Raw genomic sequence first — 17,008 nt, 5'->3', positions numbered from 1 at the left:
CCGTCACGTCAGGGAGCGGCTCTCGCCGGCCCTCTGCTCGATGATGTAGGTGGCGAGGCCCTCGATGGAGAAGAGCGTCTCCTCCGTCAGTTCCTCGTCCTCGAAGACGACATCGAACTTCTCCTCGAGGATCAGCAGGTACTCCAGAGCGTCGAGGGAGCTGAATCCGTACTGCTCCACGAGGCTGGCATCGCCCTCCTCGGGCGCCTGCCGGTGATCGCCCTTGGTCATGCCCGCCGCGATCTCGTGGAGTTCCCGTATGAGTCCGGCACGGTCCATCGTCTCTCGTCTCCCGTTGTGAGGCATCTCGGTCAGACCTTGGTGAACTGTTCGTGCAGCTGCTGCTCGGTCATCCCGCGGAAGCGGTCCATGCGGAAGTAGTGCTGGAGGTCACCACCGAACTCGGTGCGGTAGTAGAAGTCCGCGGTGTGGCGCTCCGGCTCCGTGCTCACCGTCTCTCCGCGCCGGAGCGCGGCGATCAACCGGGGCACCCGGTGGGTGAACTCCGTGTCACTGCGCAGGTACCAGCGTTCCCCGTACTTCGTGACGACCGGGAGGTCCTCCTCGGGACCCGAACCGTCGGGCAGCGGGCGGACGGGCTGGCACATCAGGTCGTACCGGAACACCTCGTCCAGGACCGGCAGCAGGTGCTCGGGCACGTCGGGGCGCATGGCCTCCTCCCACCACTGCTGCAACAGCCGCTTGGTGAGCAGTCGCCAGACGTTGGGGTCGACGAGTTCGCTGGCGGAACTCGCCGGCTTGGCGACCGCGTGCAGCTGTCGGGCCTCGGGGTCCTCGCTCTCCTCGATCCAGTCGGAGAAGCTGAGGATGACGCGTGACTGGGGGATGCCGGCCAGCTCGCGCAGGGCGACCCAGATGTTGTGCAGCAACAGGCTCCGGGCCAGTACCCGGTTCCAGCAGATGAAGCGGAGCATGCGCTCGTTGTCGGCGAGCGTCATGGTCCTGTGGGCGAGCACGTAGTCGAAGTCGTCCTGCTCACCGCGCACGGTCACCAGTCCGTGCTGCTCCCGCTTGTCGTGGTACTCGGTGTTCGGCAGCAGCATCAGCGGATGGACGGCAATGAACGGCGTATGCCGTGCCGCCCGGTCGTAACCGTCCAGGAACGAGGCGATCGTCTCGCCCGGCGCTCCCCAGATCAGTTCCAGATACGGTGTGATGCCGTGTTCGGTCAGCCAGGCGACGAGGCTTTCCCAGTCGTTCAGCTTCATGTTCCGCCGGCGCATGAGATCCAGCACGGAATCATCCATCGTCTGCAGGGCGAGGATGAAGGCGCTGTGCATCCCGGACTGCTTCATCTTCTCCATGATGCGGTAGAAGCCGGGAGACTTGTTCTTGGCCCAGGAGGTCTCGAGTCTCCTCGGGAACCCGTATGTACTGCGCACCCGGAGCAGATCTTCGAGGAATTCTTCGTCCTGGCGCAGGAGTCCGAAATTGGAATCGGCGAGCATGAGGATTTCCGCGCCGTGCCGCCCCAGCACCTCGAGCTCTTCGCGCAGTCGCTCCCGGGAGAACGCCCGCATCTTCTGCCCGGTGGCGCCTCCCCAATAACAGAAGGCGCACTTGTACGGGCAGCCGCGGTTCGTCTCCATGAGCGCGTAGTCGTAGAGGAAACGGCCCTTTTCGTCGACGAGCGGTACCGCTCCGGTCAGGATCGGGGACGGCAGGATCTCGAGATCCTCGATACGTGCGCGCTCGGGAGTCGTGACCAGGTTTCCGTCGGCCTCCCGGAAGGAGATGCCACTGATCTCATGGAGTTCGGTGCGGCGGGCGCCGTCGAGGTAGCCGTTCATCAGGTCCCGGAAGATCAGCTCTCCCTCACCGTTCACCACCACGTCGACCTGCGGGAACATACGGAGGACCCGCTCGGCCTGGTGGGCGACGTGGTTGCCGCCGAAGATGACCCAGCCCTGCGGGTTCATCTGCTTGAACGTCTCCGCGAGGGTACCGAAGGAGCGGTAGTTCCAGCCGAGGACGGAGAAGCAGAGGATGTCGGGACACCCGTCCCGGATGAGGTCCCGGGCCATGGCGTTCAGGGCGACGTCGCCGGGATAGTTCCGGATGGAGATGTCCATGCGCCGCCGAATGCGCTCATCGGCGTCGGCGTAGGCCTTCAGGTAGCCGATGGCCAGCGGCATGGAGGCCGCAGAATTCCCCCAGACTCCTTGCTGAACAAGCAGTACGCGAGTCTCCATTCACTGCCTCGTCCTCTAATCGCTCCGACAGGCCAAATCGCAACTTTGAGGCTACAGGAGAAGATCCCCGGCGCAATGGGGCCGCCGAAACCGGGCCGTAGGCGTGGCCAATTCCCTGCGTTCGGCACCTGTTCGGCCATGCCGGCGCACTGGTGGCGGTCACCGTCCGGGTGCGAGCAGGCGGCCCACAACTCCTCCGCTGCAGGACGGCTGACGTGCGAATTCCACAGAGGCCGCGCGGCCCGTTCCCGGCGGCCGGTGCGGGCCGGAGGACGTCGCCGGAAGCAGCCTCCGGGACGGTATGAATGACCGGAAACCATTCAGCCTTCCGATGGTCCGCGACGAAAGATCAGAGCAACCCCGGCAGGATATTTTCGGCCACCCGTCCCTCATTTTCTGCCGCTCTGGAAGGCCCTCTGTGCGCACGTGGTGGCGATCGGTATGCTCCGGCCATATCGCGTCTGTCATTCGTCACCGCTCGGGCTCGGGAGTTACATGACAGAGATTCCTGACACATGGTGCCCGACCGCCCTGCCGCATGTGGAGACAGTCGACGGCCGGCTCCGTTTCATGGGGCGTCAGGTCGATGTCCCCGGCCCTGTGTCGGACCGTGACGCCGTCCTGCTGTCCCACTGCGACGGCAGTCGGCCCCTCGACGGTTTCACGGCGGCGGACCGCGGGACCATCGGCCTCTGGCGGCGGCTCGGGCTGCTGCTCATGGCACCCCCGCTCACAGCCGGCCACGCGGTCGCGGAGCCGCCCGTGATCGTGTCCCCGCACCCGGACGACGCCGCCCTGGCCCTCGGCGGGACCGTGGCCCGGCAGGGAGGCCGGTTCCTCGACGTCTTCAGCGTCGAGACCTGGACCAGGGATCCGTACTACGGCCGACGCCCGGCGACGACCCGACGTCTCCTGCTGGCCGAGGAAGCGGTCGCCGCCCGCGTGCTGGGCGCCAGGGTGGAGCTGCTGGGCTTCGTCGACGCCGCCGACCGCGACCTCAGACGGGACCGCTTCTTCGCCGACCCGGCCCGACCCGGCGGGTTCGCACGGGAGGAGCCGGAGCTCTTCGACGCCGTCACCGAACGGCTGGCCGCCCTGCTGGACGGCGCCGGCCTCGTCCACGTGCCCCTGGGCGTCGGCGGTCACGTCGACCACCTCGCCTGCCGGGAGGCGGTGCTGGAACTGGCGCGCGGCGGCGGACTCGGCGGTGCGCAGGTCGCGTTCTACGAGGACCAGCCGTACTCCCTGTTCTCCTCCGCGGAGGAGACCGCGAAGCAGCTCGGTGCGCGCCTGGCCGAGGCGGGACTCGGTGAACTGCACCCGCAGCTGCTGCCCGTGGACGAGACGGCGGCGCTGACCAAGTGCGAGGCGCTGGGCGCGTACCGCATCCAGGTACGCAAGGGCATCATCCAGCGCATCCGCCGGCATGACATGCGCCTGGCGCAGAGCGCGGAGGGCGCGGCGGCGCCGGCATCCCCGGCCGCCGAACGGATCTGGCTGATGCGCAGCTGACCGTCTCCCCCACACGACAGGCAACCGCGGCCCCGCCGCTCTGTGAAGGGTTTTCCATGTATGCACTGGCTCAGTCCCTGACACCGGCGGACCTGGAGGTCCTCACGGAGGCATGCGCGGAGGTGGGCCTCACCCTGCATGTGACGGACTCCGAAGCGGGACACACCCCGCCGCCCGGCGCGCTGCTGGTCTCCTTCCACCGGGTCGCCGCCGCCCGGCCGGACGACCTGTCCATGGAGGAGCTGAAGCGCAGGGGCGGTTACCCCGTGGCCGTACTGGACGGCATCTCCGCCACCGAGGTCCTGGCCGCGGTCTCCCGCGGCTTCAGCTTCACGCTGGCCAGCCCCCTGCGGCGGTCCCGGCTCGTGGAGACCCTCAGCTACCTCAAGAACGTCACGCCGTCCGAGAACACCCAGGTGCTCAGCCTCGACGGGAAGGGCTCACTGAGCTCCCCCTCGAAGTCTCTGCCCGTGACCGACGCCGAGGCGGGGCTGCTGCGCCTGCTGTCCGACCGGTCGGGCCAGATCGTCTCCCGTGAGGAACTCACCGAGGCCACGGGTGGGGAGGACGTGAACAAGGTGACCTCGGTCCTGAAGCAGAAGTTCCTGGACCTGGAGTCCGGTGCGAAGCTGCTCAAGGTCCCTCACCTGGGCTTCCGCCTGGTCGGGACCGTCCGCGAGGGCGCGAACTGATGCGCGCCGTGGTGATCACCGGCGCTCCGGGCGTGGGCAAGACGAGGCTGGGCCACCAGTTGGTGACCCGGTACAGCGTCCCGGCCGCCGCGATGGACTGCGATCCCATCGTGCATCCGTGGAACGGCGGCGAGGAGGTGTACGACCTGATGGCCGCGACCGTGCGCGCCACCCTGCCGGTCTACCGGGAGTGGGGGGCGCGCGTCGTGATCATCACCGGGGTGGTCCTGGTGGGCCGGGTCTACGAACGCTTCCAGAAGGTGTTCGAGGAACTGGGCGTGGACCCGGTCCACTACGGACTGCGGGCCGATGCGGAGGCGCTGGCCACCCGGATCGAGAGGGACGCGGGCGGCCGGCACTTCATCGCGGGCCGGCTGGCCGAGCGTCACCTCGACGCGGAGGTGCCCGATGTGCCCGGCGTCCGGCTGGTCGACACCACGCGCCTGTCCCTGATCGAGGCGACCGACGCGGTCGCGGCCCTGGAACGCGCCGAGCTGGGGTCGAAGTGGCTCGGCGCGCCCGGGTGATCACTGGAAGCGGCCCACCTCCAGGCCTTGGCCGCCGAGTCGCACCGAGAGGACGAAGCCGTAGTAGTGCGTGGCACCGATCCGAGTGACGTACTCCCGGACCTCGTCGCCGAGCGGGCCCGTGAGCTGCTGGTGTTCGTCACGCGGCGCGAAGGCCGGCCAGCGCGGGGGCGTCGAGGGCCGCAGCAGCAGCCGCCCGGAGACTTTCAGACGCCGCAGTTCGGCCTCCAGCTCCGAGACGAAGAACGGCCCTCGGTCGTCCCCGTAGGCCGCGGCCTGGAGCAGTGCCTCGCCGTCCTCGGTGAGCAGCCGGGGGGCCCGGCGCAGGAGTTCCCAGAAGAACTCCAGGCCGTCCAGCCCGGCCTCGCCGGCCAGCCAGCCGAGGGAGCCCCGACGCAGCGGGAGGCATGGGGGGTTGGAGACGAGGAGATCGAACCGGGAGTCGAGGGAGAGGGACATGATGTCCCCCTCGGTGGCGGTCAGCCGGTCCCCCAGCCCGTTGATCTGGGCGTTGACCGTCGCAGCCGCCGTACATTCCGGGTTGACGTCGACCGACAGCACCTCGGCGCCGTTCCTGGCCGCCGACAGGCCGAGGATGCCGGTGCCGCACCCGAGGTCCAGGGCCGACCGCACACCGCGGCGCGCCGCCACGAGGCGGGAGAGCGTCATCGAGTCGGTGCCGACCCAGGGCGCGTACGACCCGGTGTCCCGTCCGGCCGCCCGCCAGGCGGCCAGCAGCGACATGCCGTCCCCGCGGACCAGGCAGTAGTCGGCCGAGACCTTTCCGGAGTCCTCGGAGAGCACCCGGGCGCGGAGCAGGAGATCGAGCAGCGGACCGGGGACCTCCGAGCGGACGTCGGACTCCGCCACCTGTTCCCCGAAGACGAACAGGGAGGAGAGGACGGACTCGGCGCCCATGGTGGTGGAGATCGCCGCCAGGGTCTCGGGGTTCCGCCACGGTGCCAGTTCGCCGAGCCAATCCCCGGCGAGCGTGAGCAGATCGTGCTGCGGGAGCGTGAGAAGCCTCTGCAGCCCGGCACCCGCGAAATCGTCGCCGGTAATCCCATCCACGGAAATCATTGCTCTCCTCCAGGCCTCGGTATGCTCTGGTTCTCCGGCATTCCGCCGCCCGGGGGGATCAGTGGGCGGACGGTTCCCCGGCCGGCTCGAAGATCGGCGTGAACGCCGACTTCAGCTCCCGTAGCCGGTCCAGAGCGCGGGGTCCGGCGTACGGTGCACAGCGCGCGATTTCCTCCTCGGAGATGCCGCCGAACAGATAGAGGTTGACCACGTCGATCGGTCCGGTGCAGCTCTTGCAGTACGGAAAGCGGGGCCGGGACTGCATGAACATATCGTAGTGCTGGTGCTTTCCGAACTGTTCGTGGATCAGTTCGGGGCTCTCCTTTATGTTCCCCATGGGCTTGAGCCAGGCATACGGGCAGCAGGAGACGTCTCCCTGGCCGAAGAGCTGGACCATGGTGGCCGTCGCATAACACCTCAGGGTGCGGACGCCGGTGCGCAGTTGGTTCCCTATGTGTTCCACGAAGGCGCGCGGCGGAAGGACCGCGGACAGTTCGTCGTAGCGATCCAGGAGTGGCGCGAAATGGTCGCCGAGCGGGGGCGCGTGGGTGGTCCTGGTCTCTCCGCGTACGGGGAAGAAGTAGAGCATCACGCCACGCCCGTACCGTTCGAGCAGGAACTCGGCGAAGTCCGCCTGGCTGCCGGCGTTCAGGTCGCTGAGCACCGACTGGATCTCGATGGGGATGCCCAGCTCCACCGCGTGGTCCAGGTGTCGCATGATGACGTCGAAGAGCTTGTGCTGCTTGGGCGGCAGCCGGTGGCCGTTCAGCTCCAGCGTATGGCCGTCCAGGGAGAGGCACAGCTGGACGTTGCCCAGCTCGGCGAGGGTTTCCAGCCGGTGTGGCGTGAGGAAGGCGCCGTTGGTGATGACCTGCACGACCTCGTACTTCTCGCTGCACTCCGCGACGAACTCGGTGGAGCCCTTCAGCCAGAAGAACTCGCCACCGCTGAGACGCATGATGGGGCTGTCCACATGACGGTGATAGGCGTCGAGGATCTCATGCCAGTCCGCACGCCGGTCGGTGGTCAGGCGCAGCCTCGCGTCCGGGACCTGCATGAGCAGGTTGAAGTCCTCGGTGAGGCAGTAGGAGCATCGCATCTGGCACAACTGCTCCTCGATGACCATGTCGTTCATGAGGAGTTTGAGACGGTCCTGCCCGTCACGATGTGCGAACATCGCTTCACGGAAATCACTTTTCAGGGCCATGCCTTATCACCGAACCCAGGGTCGTTTTCACGCATGACGCTCCGTTGACCGACGAGTCTAAGTTCACCCTGAACACAGGGTCAATGCGCGCGTCCGGCGGCGCTGTCGTTCGGCTGGAAGGCGACTCGATCTGGCCGGAGGATGGCTCATATGCGCCTGACGACTGACCAGTTGTAACGAGGTAGCGTTACGTCCCACGTGCTCGCCAAATCAGTAGGCTGAACTGGCAGTAAGGACGGCAGTATGCTGGCTCTCGGGCTCGGTGGTTCCAACCATGACTTCTCGGCTTGTCTGGTCGAGAACGGTGAGATCGTCGTCGGCATAGAAGAAGAGCGGCTGACGCGCCGCAAATATGCCGTCAATGTGAATTCCCTGGCGAACCAGTGCTGGCGGTACTGCCTGACAACCCGGGGAGTCCGGCTCGGCGAGGTGGAGGCGATCGTCGCGGACGACACCCTCCTGCCCAGTTGCTACTTCCCGTTCCGCAGTCGGATGACCCTCATCCGGCATCACATGGCGCACGCCGCCAGCGCTTTTTATCCCTCGCCCTTCCCGGAGGCCGCGATCCTCGTGGTCGACGGCGCCGGCAGCCTCTTCGAGGGGCATGGCGTCGAGACCATGACCATGTCGGTCGGCAACGGCACGGAGATCACCGAGATCTCCAAGGTGTACGGGACCAACTGGAGCACCGACGGCCTGCGGGAGGCCAAGGTCTACCAGGCCGGTGACAGCGACCACTCGCTCGGGTTCATGTACAAGGCGGTCAGCAGGGCCATCGGCTTCACCCTCTACGAGGAGGGCAGCTGGTACCTGACCGAGGACGGCAAGACCATGGGCCTCGCGCCCTACGGGACCGACCGCTACCGGGCGGAGTTCCACCGCTACCTCGACCTCCTGCCGGAGGGCCGGTTCGCACTGCACCTGAAGAGCGGCGGACTGCTGCACTTCGTCGAGCACGCCCTGGACGGACTCGAAGGGGACGAGCGCTTCGCGCGGGGCGCCGACCTCGCCTGGGCGGCTCAGGACCTCCTGGAGACGGCCGTCCTGCACGCCGCCGACTGGCTGCACCGGGAGACCGGACTCTCCCGCCTCTGCCTGGCCGGCGGTGTCGTCCTCAACTCGGTGGCGAACGGCAAGATCCTGCGGAACACACCGTTCACCGATGTCTTCGCCCAGCCCGCCGCGGGCGACAACGGCTGCGCGGTCGGCTGCGCGTACTACGGCTGTCACGTCCTCGGCGAGCAGCCGCGGCCGCGCGGCCCTAAGGCGCCGAAGACGGCCCCGCGGCCCCAGCGCCACACCTACCTCGGCCGTTCGTACAGCACCGAGGAGATCCGGACCGCGCTCGACGCCTCCGGCCTGCCCTACCGGCGCGTGGCGCGGCCCGCCCGGCTGGCGGCCGGACTCCTCCCGCAGGGCGCGCTCATAGGCTGGTTCACCGGTGGCTCGGAGTTCGGGCCGCGCGCCCTCGGCCACCGCAGCATCCTCGCCGACCCGCGCCGCGCGGAGATGAAGGACATCCTCAACCGCAAGGTCAAGCACCGTGAGGCGTTCCGGCCGTTCGCCCCCGCCGTCCTCGCCCACAGGGCCCCCGAGTACTTCGACCTCGACATCGAGTCCCCGTACATGCTGCTCGTCGCACCGGTGCGGGAGGACAAGCGCCAGGAGGTGCCGGCCATCACCCACGTCGACGGGACGGCACGGGTCCAGACGCTGACCCCGGAGGCGAACGGCGCCTTCTACGAACTGGTGGAACGGTTCGGCGAGCTCACCTCCGTACCCGTCGTGCTCAACACCTCCTTCAACGACCGCGGTGAGCCGATCGTGGAGACCCCCGAACAGGCGCTGGCCTTCTTCGGGCCGAGCCGGCTCGACTATCTCTTCCTGGAGGACTTCGTGGTGGCCCACAGCACGACGGACCTCGACACGGTGACGGAGGCGGCCGCGTGACCGGCGGCCCGGGGATGCGGTACGAGACCTGGCGGGCCCTCGCCCTGTGGGGGGAGGAGGAGGCGGCCGCCGCCATGGAGGTGATCCGGTCCCGGTCGCTGTTTCGCTATTACGGGCCGGACCTGCGCCACCGGACCGACACGTTCGAGGCCGCGTTCTCCGAGGTGGCGGGGGTCCCGCACACGGTGGCCGTGTCATCCGGCACCGCCGCGCTCACCGCCGCGATGATCGGCCTGGCGATCCCGCCCGGGGCGGAGGTGATCGTGCCCGCCGTGACCTTCGTCGGCAGTGTCGGCGCCGTCGTCGCCGCCCGCGGCGTTCCCGTCTTCGCAGAGGTCGACGACTCGCTGACCCTGGACCCCGCGAAGCTGGAGGAGCGGATCACCGAGCGCACCTGGGGCGTGATGCCGGTCCACCTCAACAACGTCGCCGCCGACATGGGGCCGATCACGGAGGTCGCGCGCCGGCACGGACTGCGGGTGATCGAGGACGCGGCCCAGGCCGCCGGCGTCAGCTACGGGGGACGGCCCGTCGGCAGCCTCGGCGACGCGGGCGCCTTCAGCTTCCAGCTCGACAAGAACATCACCGCCGGCGAGGGCGGCGCGGTCACCATGGCCGATGCCGACGTGTACGACCGGGTGGCCCGGTACCAGGACCAGGGCGGCCAGTTCACCACCTCCAAGGGCGCGACGCGGGGAACCGCCGACAGCCCGCCGTTCATCGGCGCCAACCAGCGCATGACCGAGCTGACCGCGGCCATCCTGTCCGCGCAGCTCCCCCGGCTGGCCCCCATGTGCCGGCGCCTGCGCGACGTGGCACGCCATGTGCGCGCCGAGACGGCCGATCTGCCGGTGCGCTGGCGGCGGCTTCCGGACGAGGACGGATCGGGCGGCGACCTCACACTGTTCCTGGACTCACGCCTGGAGGCGCGCGGCTTCGTCGCCGACCTGAACGCCGCCGGCATCCCGGCGCACACCATGTACCAGGGGCAGCCGGTCACGGCCAACCGCGCCGTGCGGGAAGGGCGTACGCCCTGGGGCGTGGAGTGGGACCGTCCCCCGCGCTACCGGGTCAGCGAGGGGCTCCTCGGCCGCTCCGTCACCATCGGTCTGGGTGCCGCCATGACCGACGAGGACGTCGAGGCCGTCGTCACCGCCTTCCGCAAGTCCTACCCGGGCATCACCCGAACCGACTGAACGAGCACCCCTGACAGGAGCGGAGCGACACGCCGACATGACCCTGTACGACATTCCCGTCCGCACGCTCGCCGGGGAGCCCGGTGACCTGAGCCCCTACCGGGGGAAGGCACTGCTCGTGGTCAACGTCGCCTCGCGGTGCGGGCGGACACCGCAGTACGCGGCGCTGGAAGAACTGCACCGGCGCTACGGGCCCCGCGGGTTCGCCGTCCTGGGCTTCCCCTGCAACCAGTTCGGGGAACAGGAACCGGGCACCCCCGAGGAGATCCGGGAGTTCTGCTCGACCACCTACGACGTCACCTTCCCCCTCTTCGAGAAGGTGGACGTCAACGGCGCGCGAAGGCACCCGATCTACGAGATCCTCACCGCAGCCCCCGACGAGCACGGGGTGGCCGGAGACGTCGAGTGGAACTTCGAGAAGTTCCTCGTCTCGCCCGACGGTCTGGTGGCGCACCGCATCGGTTCACGCGTGAAGCCGGACGCCCCCGACGTCATCGACAGGATCGAAGCACTGCTGCCGACCTGATCCCCGGCCGCCCCCGGCATCTGCGCCCGGTCCCCCGCTCGTGCGGGGCGGCTTGTCATTCCGAGCGGCTGAAGCGGCGGGCGGCCCACAGCAGGGCCGTCGCACCGCTGATCAGCAGGAGGGCGGCTTCGAGGGGCAGGGGAGGTTGCCGGCCGGCCCATTCGATGCCGCCGACGGCCTGGTCCGGTACCCGTAGGGCGATGCAGCGGCGGAGCAGGTCCACTCCGTAGGCGAGCGGATCGGCAGAGGCCAGTGTGCGGGCCCAGCCGGGCATGGCGTGCAGCGGGAAGAAGGCGCCGGAGAGGAACAGCAGCGGCATCATCACCAGGCCGAGCAGCATGTGGAACGTCTCGGCTCTGCGCAGGCCTACGGCCAGGGCCAAGGCCAGGGCGGTGATGGTGAAGGAGGCCAGGATCATGCCGGCGAGGAGCAGCGCCAGGAGGAGCGGGTCGTAGGGCAGGCCGACGGCACCGGCCAGGCTGAGCAGTACAGCGCCCTGGGCCGTGGCGACCAGAGTGCCGCCGGCGCAGCTTCCCGACAACAGGGTGGAGCGGCTGACCGGGGCCATCAGGAGTTCGCGCAGGTAGCCCCTTTCCCGGTCGGTGATCAGCCGGACGCCCACAGTGATGGCCGGCATCTGCACCGTCATCATCAGCATCCCGGGGAAGAGGTAGGTCTGGTAGCCGACACCCAATGAGGTGCTGGGGATCAGGGCGGCCAGTCCGCCTCCCAGGATGAGGAGGTAGAGCGCGGGGTGGAGCAGCATCAGTGCGGTGTGGGTGCGCTGGCCTGCCAGGCGCAGCAGATCGCGGTGGACCAGGGCGTGGACCGCGCGCAGCTCCTGCCGCAGGCGGGCCGGCCGTTCGACGCCGCGGGTGCGCGAGGTCCGGAGGGTGAGTGTGGTCATCGGCCGCCGTCAGCTTCTGCCGTGACTGCGCACGGCGTGGGGTTGGTCGGTGTCCGGCCGGGTCCCGTGGTGTGCAGGCTGCGGCCGGCGTGGTGGAAGAAGACATCGTCGAGCGTGGGCGGCGTTGCGGAAGCGGCGTGCACGGCGATGCCGTGGCCTTCCAGTGCCGCGCACAGGCGGGGAATCCAGGCGCTGCCGTCGGGCATCCGCAGGCAGACCCCGTCGGTGTCCACGGTGACGACGCGGTTCGACGGCGCGATCCGGCTCACGACGTGTCGTGCTGTCACGTCGTCGCTGGTGTGCAGCACCACCCGGTCGTCCCCGATCGCGGTCTTGAGAGCGCGGGGCGTGCCGTGTGCCACCAGGCGGCCGCGGTCGATGATGGCGAGGCGATCACAGTTCTCCGCCTCCTCCAGGTAGTGGGTGGTGACGAAGAGCGTGCTGCCGTGCCGGTCGCGCAGTGCGCGCAGGTGCTCCCAGACCTGGGCGCGGGCGTGGGGGTCGAGTCCGGTGGTCGGTTCGTCCAGGAACAGCACCTGCGGGGCGTGCAGCAGACCGCGGACGATCTCCAGACGACGCCGCATGCCGCCGGACAGGGTGCGGACCGGGGAGCGCCGCCGGTCGGCCAGACCGACCATCTCCAGTACCTCGGTGGTGCGCCGGCGGGCGTGGCGGCGGCGCAGCCCGTAGAGGCGTGCGTGGATGAACAGGTTCTGTTCCGCTGTCAGGTCCGGGTCCAGGGCGCTGTGCTGGAAGATCATGCCGACCTGTCGCCGTACCTGGTGGGGTTGGGTGAGCACGTCGGCGCCGGCCACCGTGGCGTGACCGGCGGTGGGGCGGGCCAGGGCGCACAGCAGGGCGATGGTGGTGGACTTCCCGGCGCCGTTGGGGCCGAGGAAGGCGAAGGTCTCGCCTTGTGGCACGTCGAGGTCCAGGTCGCGTACGGCGTGGGTGACCGTGCCCTCGGGTCCCGGGTAGCTCTTGGCCAGACCGCGCGTGCTGATGGCGTGCGCGGGCTCGTGAGGGTGGTGTGTGGCGGGCGGGCTGGTGAGGGGGGTTGTCATGAGGGCCCGCACAGGGGGCGCGGCAGGTCCGTGGCCGGTGACCGTCGCAGGCAGCCTCGCGGTCCGGCGCGGCGGCGGCCGGCGATGACGGCGGTGCGGGCGTCGCGCGTGTGCGCGAGGGTTGCCGGGACGGCCCCCCGGCGCAGCCGCCGCGGTGCCTGGGCGATGCGGCAGCGGGGCAGGACGGCCGCAAGCCTGGCGGCGACGAGGGCCGGCAGGGTGCCGGGAGGGCGGTGTGGCAGCAGCCGTGAGTGTGGGTGCGGAGCCATCTGGTGGATCACCATGTGGCCTCCTCGCGTGGGTTCTGGCCCCGGGCCGGCGGCCTCGTTGTTGTTCGCGCCGTCCAGGAAGTCGGGCGCGCGGTGGGGTTCGGCTGCCGGTGGGTACCGGTGCGCTGGTTGAGCACGACCATTGCCTCGGCGGTCGAAGCGGTGCGGGTGTACGGGCGCGGGGCCGGGGGGCTCATGTCGTCTCGTTGGCCTTACAGGTCATGGAAGCTGTCCGTGGAGGCGGTGACCGGCCGTCGGGCGACGGTGCTGCCGGCGGGCGGCAAGCCGTGTGGCCGGAGGGCGATGCGAAGCCCCGGACGGCCGCGTCCGGGTCCGGCCGGCGCTCCGGTCGGCGGTTGTCCGGAACAGCCGCCGACCGGATGCCGTGACCGGTCGGGTCACCTAGGGTCTTTCGTTCGGATCAGGCCGGATCAGGCCCGCCAGCCCGGCATGATCCGAACGAGAGGGCCTAGCAGGTGATGCCGATACAGATGGTGTTCAGGGCGGTCAGCAGGCCGACGCATGCACAGGTCGCGAAGGACGGCGATCCGTCGATGCTGACGGGGTCGGTCTCAGGAAGGGCGTGAAGCCGGGCCAGCAGTTCGAGCTCCTGATTTTCCACGGTTTCTCCTTTTCTGCGGGATAGCGGCAGGATTTCTGCCGCTAGGCCGGCAGCTGGACCATCCAGTGCCGGGGGTCTGAGTGGTGGAGGCGGAGAAGGAAGGCCAGGATTCCGGCGGACCCGTCGCTCCAACTGGTCGAGACGTCCCCGTACTCGTTGGGGAAGACCACGTGGCCGTGACGGTGGGCCCGTTCGGAGAGGATGAGGCGGGCCAGCTCCCCGGCCATGGCGCGGTAGGCGGGGTCGCCCGTGGCGTCGGCCATGTCGAGGAGGAAGTCACCGTTGCCCGCCAGTCCGTGGCACTGGGTGAGGGCGGCGCGGGTGGCGTGTTCCGCGACGGCGTGCGTGGCGCGGCGGGCGAGGTCGCCGAACCGGTCGTCTCCGGTGACCTGCCACAGCGGGAGGAGGAAGGTGCCGATGCCCGCGGCGCCGTGGCACCAGTACGGGGCGGTGGGGGCGTCCGTGGCCTGGGCGGGCCAGTGTGCCGCCGCGCCGGTGGGTACGGCGTGGGCGAGCAGGTGCTCGCCGGCCTCCACGGCCAGCTCCATGTGCTTGGGGTCTTGTGAGACGAGTGCGGCGGCGAGGAGGAAGCAGCCGATGCCGGCCGTTCCGTGGGCGAAGCCGAGGTAGCGTTTGCCGGCCGTCTGGGAGACGGTTTCGGCGGGAACCGCCCAGCTGACTCCGGATGACTCGTGCTGCGCGGCGGCGACCAGTCGATCGGCGGCCTCGACGGCACGTTCCGCGAAGCGCGGGTCGCCCGTGCGGTGCCACAGGTGGAGGGCGGCGAGTCCGCTGCCCGCGGTGCCGTGGGTGATGTCGTGGCTGGGCGTGCCTTGTTGCGGCGCCAGCGCCAGGGCCGTCGCGTGGTCGATGAGCCGGCGGTCGTCGACGGCGCGTCCGGCGTCGTACAGGGCCCAGGCAGTACCGCGGCCGCCGAAGTGCAGGCCGGGGCGCGTGGAGCCGGTGTCGGTGCGGTGGGCGATCCAGTGGCCCGCGGTGGAGACCAGCTCGGGCAGGCGGGGGTCGCCGGTGAGTTCGAAGTACCTCGTCAGTACTGCCAGGACGCCTGCCGCGCCCTGCTGCACGGTGCAGGGGTCGGTCTCCCCGGCCGTGGTGGACACGGGCCACAGCCGTCGGTCGTCCTGCGGGGTCATCGAGTCGACGAGGTGGTCGACAAGCCCGGCCACCAGGTCGTCAGGGGCTTCGTCCTGTGCCGGGCGGGCGGTGTCGCACACCGGTCGAGCCGGGGCCGCCTTCCGGAGAGCCTCGCGGGCCCTGGGCGGGTCCCAGCGCTCGGCGGGGTCGTCCTTCATGAGTCCGAGGACCATTTCCGCCAGGCCGTCCGACAGGCGCAGCGGCCCGGTGCAGGCACCCAGCCAGGTGGCGAGCCGCTCCTCCGCGGCCCTGGTGGCAGGCTCCTCGGGCAGCAGGTTGGGAACCTTCCCGGTCAGGACGAAGCACGCGGTGGCGCCGAGGCTGTAGTAGTCGGCCGTCGGGGAGACGGGTGCGTCGGTCAGCCGTTCGGGCGCGCTGAAACCCGCCGTCCCCAGGCGTGTCGGAAGGGGGGAGTCGTCCTCCAGGACGGCGAGTTCCAGGTCGATCAGGCGCAGTTCACCGTCCGGGCGGACCATGACGTTGCCGGGTGTGAGGTCCCGCAGGACGCAACCGTGGGCGTGGGCCGCCGCGACCAGGTCCACCAGACGCGCGACCAGGGCCGACGCGTCGGCGCGGTAGCGCTCGCCTCCGACGTCGCGGAAGTGTTCGGCGACCCAGGTACGCAGGGGGACCCCCGGCACCTGGTCCTGGGCCAGGAACAGGTGCCTCCCGTGTTCGAACAGCGCCAGCGGCTCCGGAGTCAGCCCCAGGCCCTTGAGTTTCTCCAGCGTCCGGGCCTCGGCGCGCAGCCAGTCGCGGACGTCGTGGCCGGAGGCGTCGGCCTCCACGTGCGGCCGGGTCTCCTTGATCACCACCGGGGCGCCCGTGCGGACGTCGGTACCCCGGTAGACACCGCCCTTGTTCGTGTGCCGGATCGCCTCCCGCACCGCGAAGCGGCCGCCGAGCACCACCGGGGCGTTCGCCGTCTCCGCAGCGGGCGGCGGGACGGGCACCGCGGCGGGGAACGGGCAGACCGCCCAAGGGGGTGGAGAATACTGGCCGGTGCGCTTGTCCTCCACGGGATTGCCGTCGGGGTCCTCGATGAACCACACCAGCAGGCCGTTGTCCGACACCCGCCGCCGGCCGACGAAGGAGCCGTAGCGGTAATGCACCAGGCTGTGTGCCGCATAGGGTTGGTCGGACAGGATCCGGGGGCCGGCCAGCCCCGCCGTGGCCCGGTGCAGATCCTTCGCGAGCCGTGCCGCGTCGGTGTCGGAGCGCGGGTAGACGGTGATGAACTTCCCCGAGCTTCCTCTGGGCGTGGTGCGGGAGTTGAGCGCGCCCACCTGGTCGAGCGACCGGGCGAACTTGAACGCCGACTCCTCCCGCAGCAGTACGTCCAGGGCCTTGGCGAGGACCGCCGGCGCGGAGGCGGTCGTTGCCGACAGGTGCAGCTTCCAGCCCTGTTCGCGTCGCGACCCGGACCGGGGTGCGACGCGGCACCACATCTCGTCCGTGTCAGCCGTCCAGCGCGCGTCCGTACCCGTGGCGTGCAGCGCTTGCTCGAGGAGGCCCTGGAGTTCGGTTTCGGTGGCGTTACTCGTCATGCGTGTCCCTCTCAACGGCGAGAACCGCTGACGAGGGTTTGCCCGATAATATGAAAATAGCCACGCATACCCGCCCAACTTCACCCTTTCTGGTGTGTGGCGAGGTAGAGCGCGCACGCGGTGCGCACGCTGCGGTGAGGCTGATCCTCCGGAGTGACCGCCTGGACGATGCGTCTTGACGGTCCAGGCCGGGATGTCCAGGTGGCAGGTGGGACGCAGGTCTCCGTACCGGACGAGGCCCAGGGCGCACCCGTGGGCCTCGTCGGCAGCGTGAGCGCGCGAGAGGAGCGGGCCCGGCCACGGGCCGAGAACGCCCCGTGGCTCAGGGCGGAGCAGGATCGGCGGCCGGAGCGCGAGATCCTGGGCCGGGCGGCGGCCTGTCTGGCCCGGGAGGTGAAGTGAGCATCCGCCGCTGGAACTTCACCTCCGACAGGCCGCGGAGAAGCGGACCGGGCGCGGGATCCGTACCCCAGAGTTCCGCGCGTCCGGGCCTAACTCTTCGTGAGAGGACGGAGGATGGGCCGCGAGCGCGTCACCCGGT

The 17,008-nt window shown here is 69.8% G+C and carries 15 protein-coding genes; 7 read left to right on the top strand and 8 right to left on the bottom strand.

Features of this window, described 5'->3' with window-relative positions:
• Positions 1-3: 3 nt before the first annotated feature.
• Together ACF1BE_RS06750 and ACF1BE_RS06745 are read right to left on the bottom strand one after the other, a co-directional pair.
• A complete protein-coding gene (locus ACF1BE_RS06750; RefSeq protein WP_392197895.1) occupies positions 4-279 on the bottom strand; it encodes a phosphopantetheine-binding protein in 276 nt (91 codons plus the stop codon).
• 32 nt (positions 280-311) lie between these two features.
• Positions 312-2,213 (bottom strand): KedN5 family methylcobalamin-dependent radical SAM C-methyltransferase, encoded by a 1,902-nt coding sequence (locus ACF1BE_RS06745; RefSeq protein WP_392197894.1) that lies wholly within the window; start codon positions 2,211-2,213, stop codon positions 312-314.
• A 495-nt stretch (positions 2,214-2,708) separates the two neighbouring features.
• On the opposite strand from ACF1BE_RS06745, the gene ACF1BE_RS06740 reads away from it, so the two are divergent.
• Genes ACF1BE_RS06740 through ACF1BE_RS06730 form a run of 3 tightly spaced genes read left to right on the top strand, consistent with a single transcriptional unit; the run spans position 2,709 to position 4,944 of the window.
• Positions 2,709-3,725: a PIG-L deacetylase family protein gene (locus ACF1BE_RS06740; RefSeq protein WP_392197893.1), complete on the top strand. Its 1,017-nt coding sequence runs from the start codon at positions 2,709-2,711 to the stop codon at positions 3,723-3,725.
• Between the two features lie 56 nt (positions 3,726-3,781).
• Positions 3,782-4,417, top strand: a complete 636-nt coding sequence (locus ACF1BE_RS06735) for a hypothetical protein (protein WP_392197892.1) — start codon at positions 3,782-3,784, stop codon at positions 4,415-4,417.
• Positions 4,417-4,944, top strand: coding sequence for a hypothetical protein (locus ACF1BE_RS06730; RefSeq protein ID WP_392197891.1), 528 nt, complete (start codon positions 4,417-4,419; stop codon positions 4,942-4,944). The genes ACF1BE_RS06735 and ACF1BE_RS06730 overlap by 1 nt, the downstream gene beginning before the upstream one ends.
• On the opposite strand, the gene ACF1BE_RS06725 is transcribed toward ACF1BE_RS06730, so the two are convergent.
• The gene (locus ACF1BE_RS06725) at positions 4,945-6,015 is read right to left on the bottom strand and encodes a methyltransferase (protein ID WP_392197890.1); all 1,071 of its coding nucleotides are present in this window, start codon (positions 6,013-6,015) and stop codon (positions 4,945-4,947) included. It abuts the gene before it with no gap.
• A 67-nt stretch (positions 6,016-6,082) separates the two neighbouring features.
• Positions 6,083-7,201, bottom strand: coding sequence for a radical SAM protein (locus ACF1BE_RS06720; protein WP_392197889.1), 1,119 nt, complete (start codon positions 7,199-7,201; stop codon positions 6,083-6,085).
• 273 nt (positions 7,202-7,474) lie between these two features.
• On the opposite strand from ACF1BE_RS06720, the gene ACF1BE_RS06715 reads away from it, so the two are divergent.
• The 3 genes from ACF1BE_RS06715 to ACF1BE_RS06705 are packed head-to-tail and all read left to right on the top strand — an operon-like array spanning position 7,475 to position 10,903.
• Positions 7,475-9,181, top strand: coding sequence for a carbamoyltransferase (locus ACF1BE_RS06715; RefSeq protein ID WP_392197888.1), 1,707 nt, complete (start codon positions 7,475-7,477; stop codon positions 9,179-9,181).
• Positions 9,178-10,377 (top strand): DegT/DnrJ/EryC1/StrS family aminotransferase, encoded by a 1,200-nt coding sequence (locus ACF1BE_RS06710; protein WP_392197887.1) that lies wholly within the window; start codon positions 9,178-9,180, stop codon positions 10,375-10,377. The genes ACF1BE_RS06715 and ACF1BE_RS06710 overlap by 4 nt, the downstream gene beginning before the upstream one ends.
• 37 nt (positions 10,378-10,414) lie before the next feature.
• Positions 10,415-10,903, top strand: coding sequence for a glutathione peroxidase (locus ACF1BE_RS06705; protein WP_392197886.1), 489 nt, complete (start codon positions 10,415-10,417; stop codon positions 10,901-10,903).
• A gap of 55 nt (positions 10,904-10,958) precedes the next feature.
• Here ACF1BE_RS06705 and ACF1BE_RS06700 read toward each other — a convergent pair whose 3' ends face one another.
• The 4 genes from ACF1BE_RS06700 to lanL form a co-directional block, all read right to left on the bottom strand.
• A complete protein-coding gene (locus ACF1BE_RS06700) occupies positions 10,959-11,810 on the bottom strand; it encodes an ABC transporter permease (protein WP_392197885.1) in 852 nt (283 codons plus the stop codon).
• Positions 11,807-12,874, bottom strand: coding sequence for an ATP-binding cassette domain-containing protein (locus ACF1BE_RS06695; RefSeq protein ID WP_392197884.1), 1,068 nt, complete (start codon positions 12,872-12,874; stop codon positions 11,807-11,809). The genes ACF1BE_RS06700 and ACF1BE_RS06695 overlap by 4 nt, the downstream gene beginning before the upstream one ends.
• 738 nt (positions 12,875-13,612) lie before the next feature.
• A complete protein-coding gene (locus ACF1BE_RS06690; RefSeq protein WP_392197883.1) occupies positions 13,613-13,765 on the bottom strand; it encodes a VenA family class IV lanthipeptide in 153 nt (50 codons plus the stop codon).
• A gap of 41 nt (positions 13,766-13,806) precedes the next feature.
• The gene (gene lanL, locus ACF1BE_RS06685) at positions 13,807-16,467 is read right to left on the bottom strand and encodes a class IV lanthionine synthetase LanL (protein WP_392197882.1); all 2,661 of its coding nucleotides are present in this window, start codon (positions 16,465-16,467) and stop codon (positions 13,807-13,809) included.
• 201 nt (positions 16,468-16,668) lie between these two features.
• Here lanL and ACF1BE_RS06680 point away from each other — a divergent pair, with 201 nt between their 5' ends.
• Entirely contained in the window at positions 16,669-16,869 is a 201-nt protein-coding gene (locus ACF1BE_RS06680; protein WP_392197881.1) for a hypothetical protein, read from the top strand.
• Positions 16,870-17,008 lie beyond the last annotated feature (139 nt).

The organism is Streptomyces sp. NPDC014991 (assembly GCF_043080665.1).
Taxonomy (GTDB): domain Bacteria; phylum Actinomycetota; class Actinomycetes; order Streptomycetales; family Streptomycetaceae; genus Streptomyces.
The sequence above is the reverse complement of the archived record's forward strand: the minus strand, read 5'-3'. Positions and strand labels throughout refer to the sequence as shown.

Excerpts from the sequence above, each read along its gene's own strand:
- ACF1BE_RS06715 (WP_392197888.1), top strand. The coding sequence starts at position 7,475 with ATGCTGGCTCTCGGGCTCGGTGGTTCCAACCATGACTTCTCGGCTTGT.
- ACF1BE_RS06750 (WP_392197895.1), bottom strand. The coding sequence starts at position 279 with ATGGACCGTGCCGGACTCATACGGGAACTCCACGAGATCGCGGCGGGC.
- ACF1BE_RS06730 (WP_392197891.1), top strand. The coding sequence starts at position 4,417 with ATGCGCGCCGTGGTGATCACCGGCGCTCCGGGCGTGGGCAAGACGAGG.
- ACF1BE_RS06705 (WP_392197886.1), top strand. The coding sequence starts at position 10,415 with ATGACCCTGTACGACATTCCCGTCCGCACGCTCGCCGGGGAGCCCGGT.
- lanL (WP_392197882.1), bottom strand. The coding sequence starts at position 16,467 with ATGACGAGTAACGCCACCGAAACCGAACTCCAGGGCCTCCTCGAGCAA.
- ACF1BE_RS06745 (WP_392197894.1), bottom strand. The coding sequence starts at position 2,213 with ATGGAGACTCGCGTACTGCTTGTTCAGCAAGGAGTCTGGGGGAATTCT.
- ACF1BE_RS06740 (WP_392197893.1), top strand. The coding sequence starts at position 2,709 with ATGACAGAGATTCCTGACACATGGTGCCCGACCGCCCTGCCGCATGTG.
- ACF1BE_RS06735 (WP_392197892.1), top strand. The coding sequence starts at position 3,782 with ATGTATGCACTGGCTCAGTCCCTGACACCGGCGGACCTGGAGGTCCTC.
- ACF1BE_RS06700 (WP_392197885.1), bottom strand. The coding sequence starts at position 11,810 with ATGACCACACTCACCCTCCGGACCTCGCGCACCCGCGGCGTCGAACGG.
- ACF1BE_RS06720 (WP_392197889.1), bottom strand. The coding sequence starts at position 7,201 with ATGTTCGCACATCGTGACGGGCAGGACCGTCTCAAACTCCTCATGAAC.
- ACF1BE_RS06695 (WP_392197884.1), bottom strand. The coding sequence starts at position 12,874 with ATGACAACCCCCCTCACCAGCCCGCCCGCCACACACCACCCTCACGAG.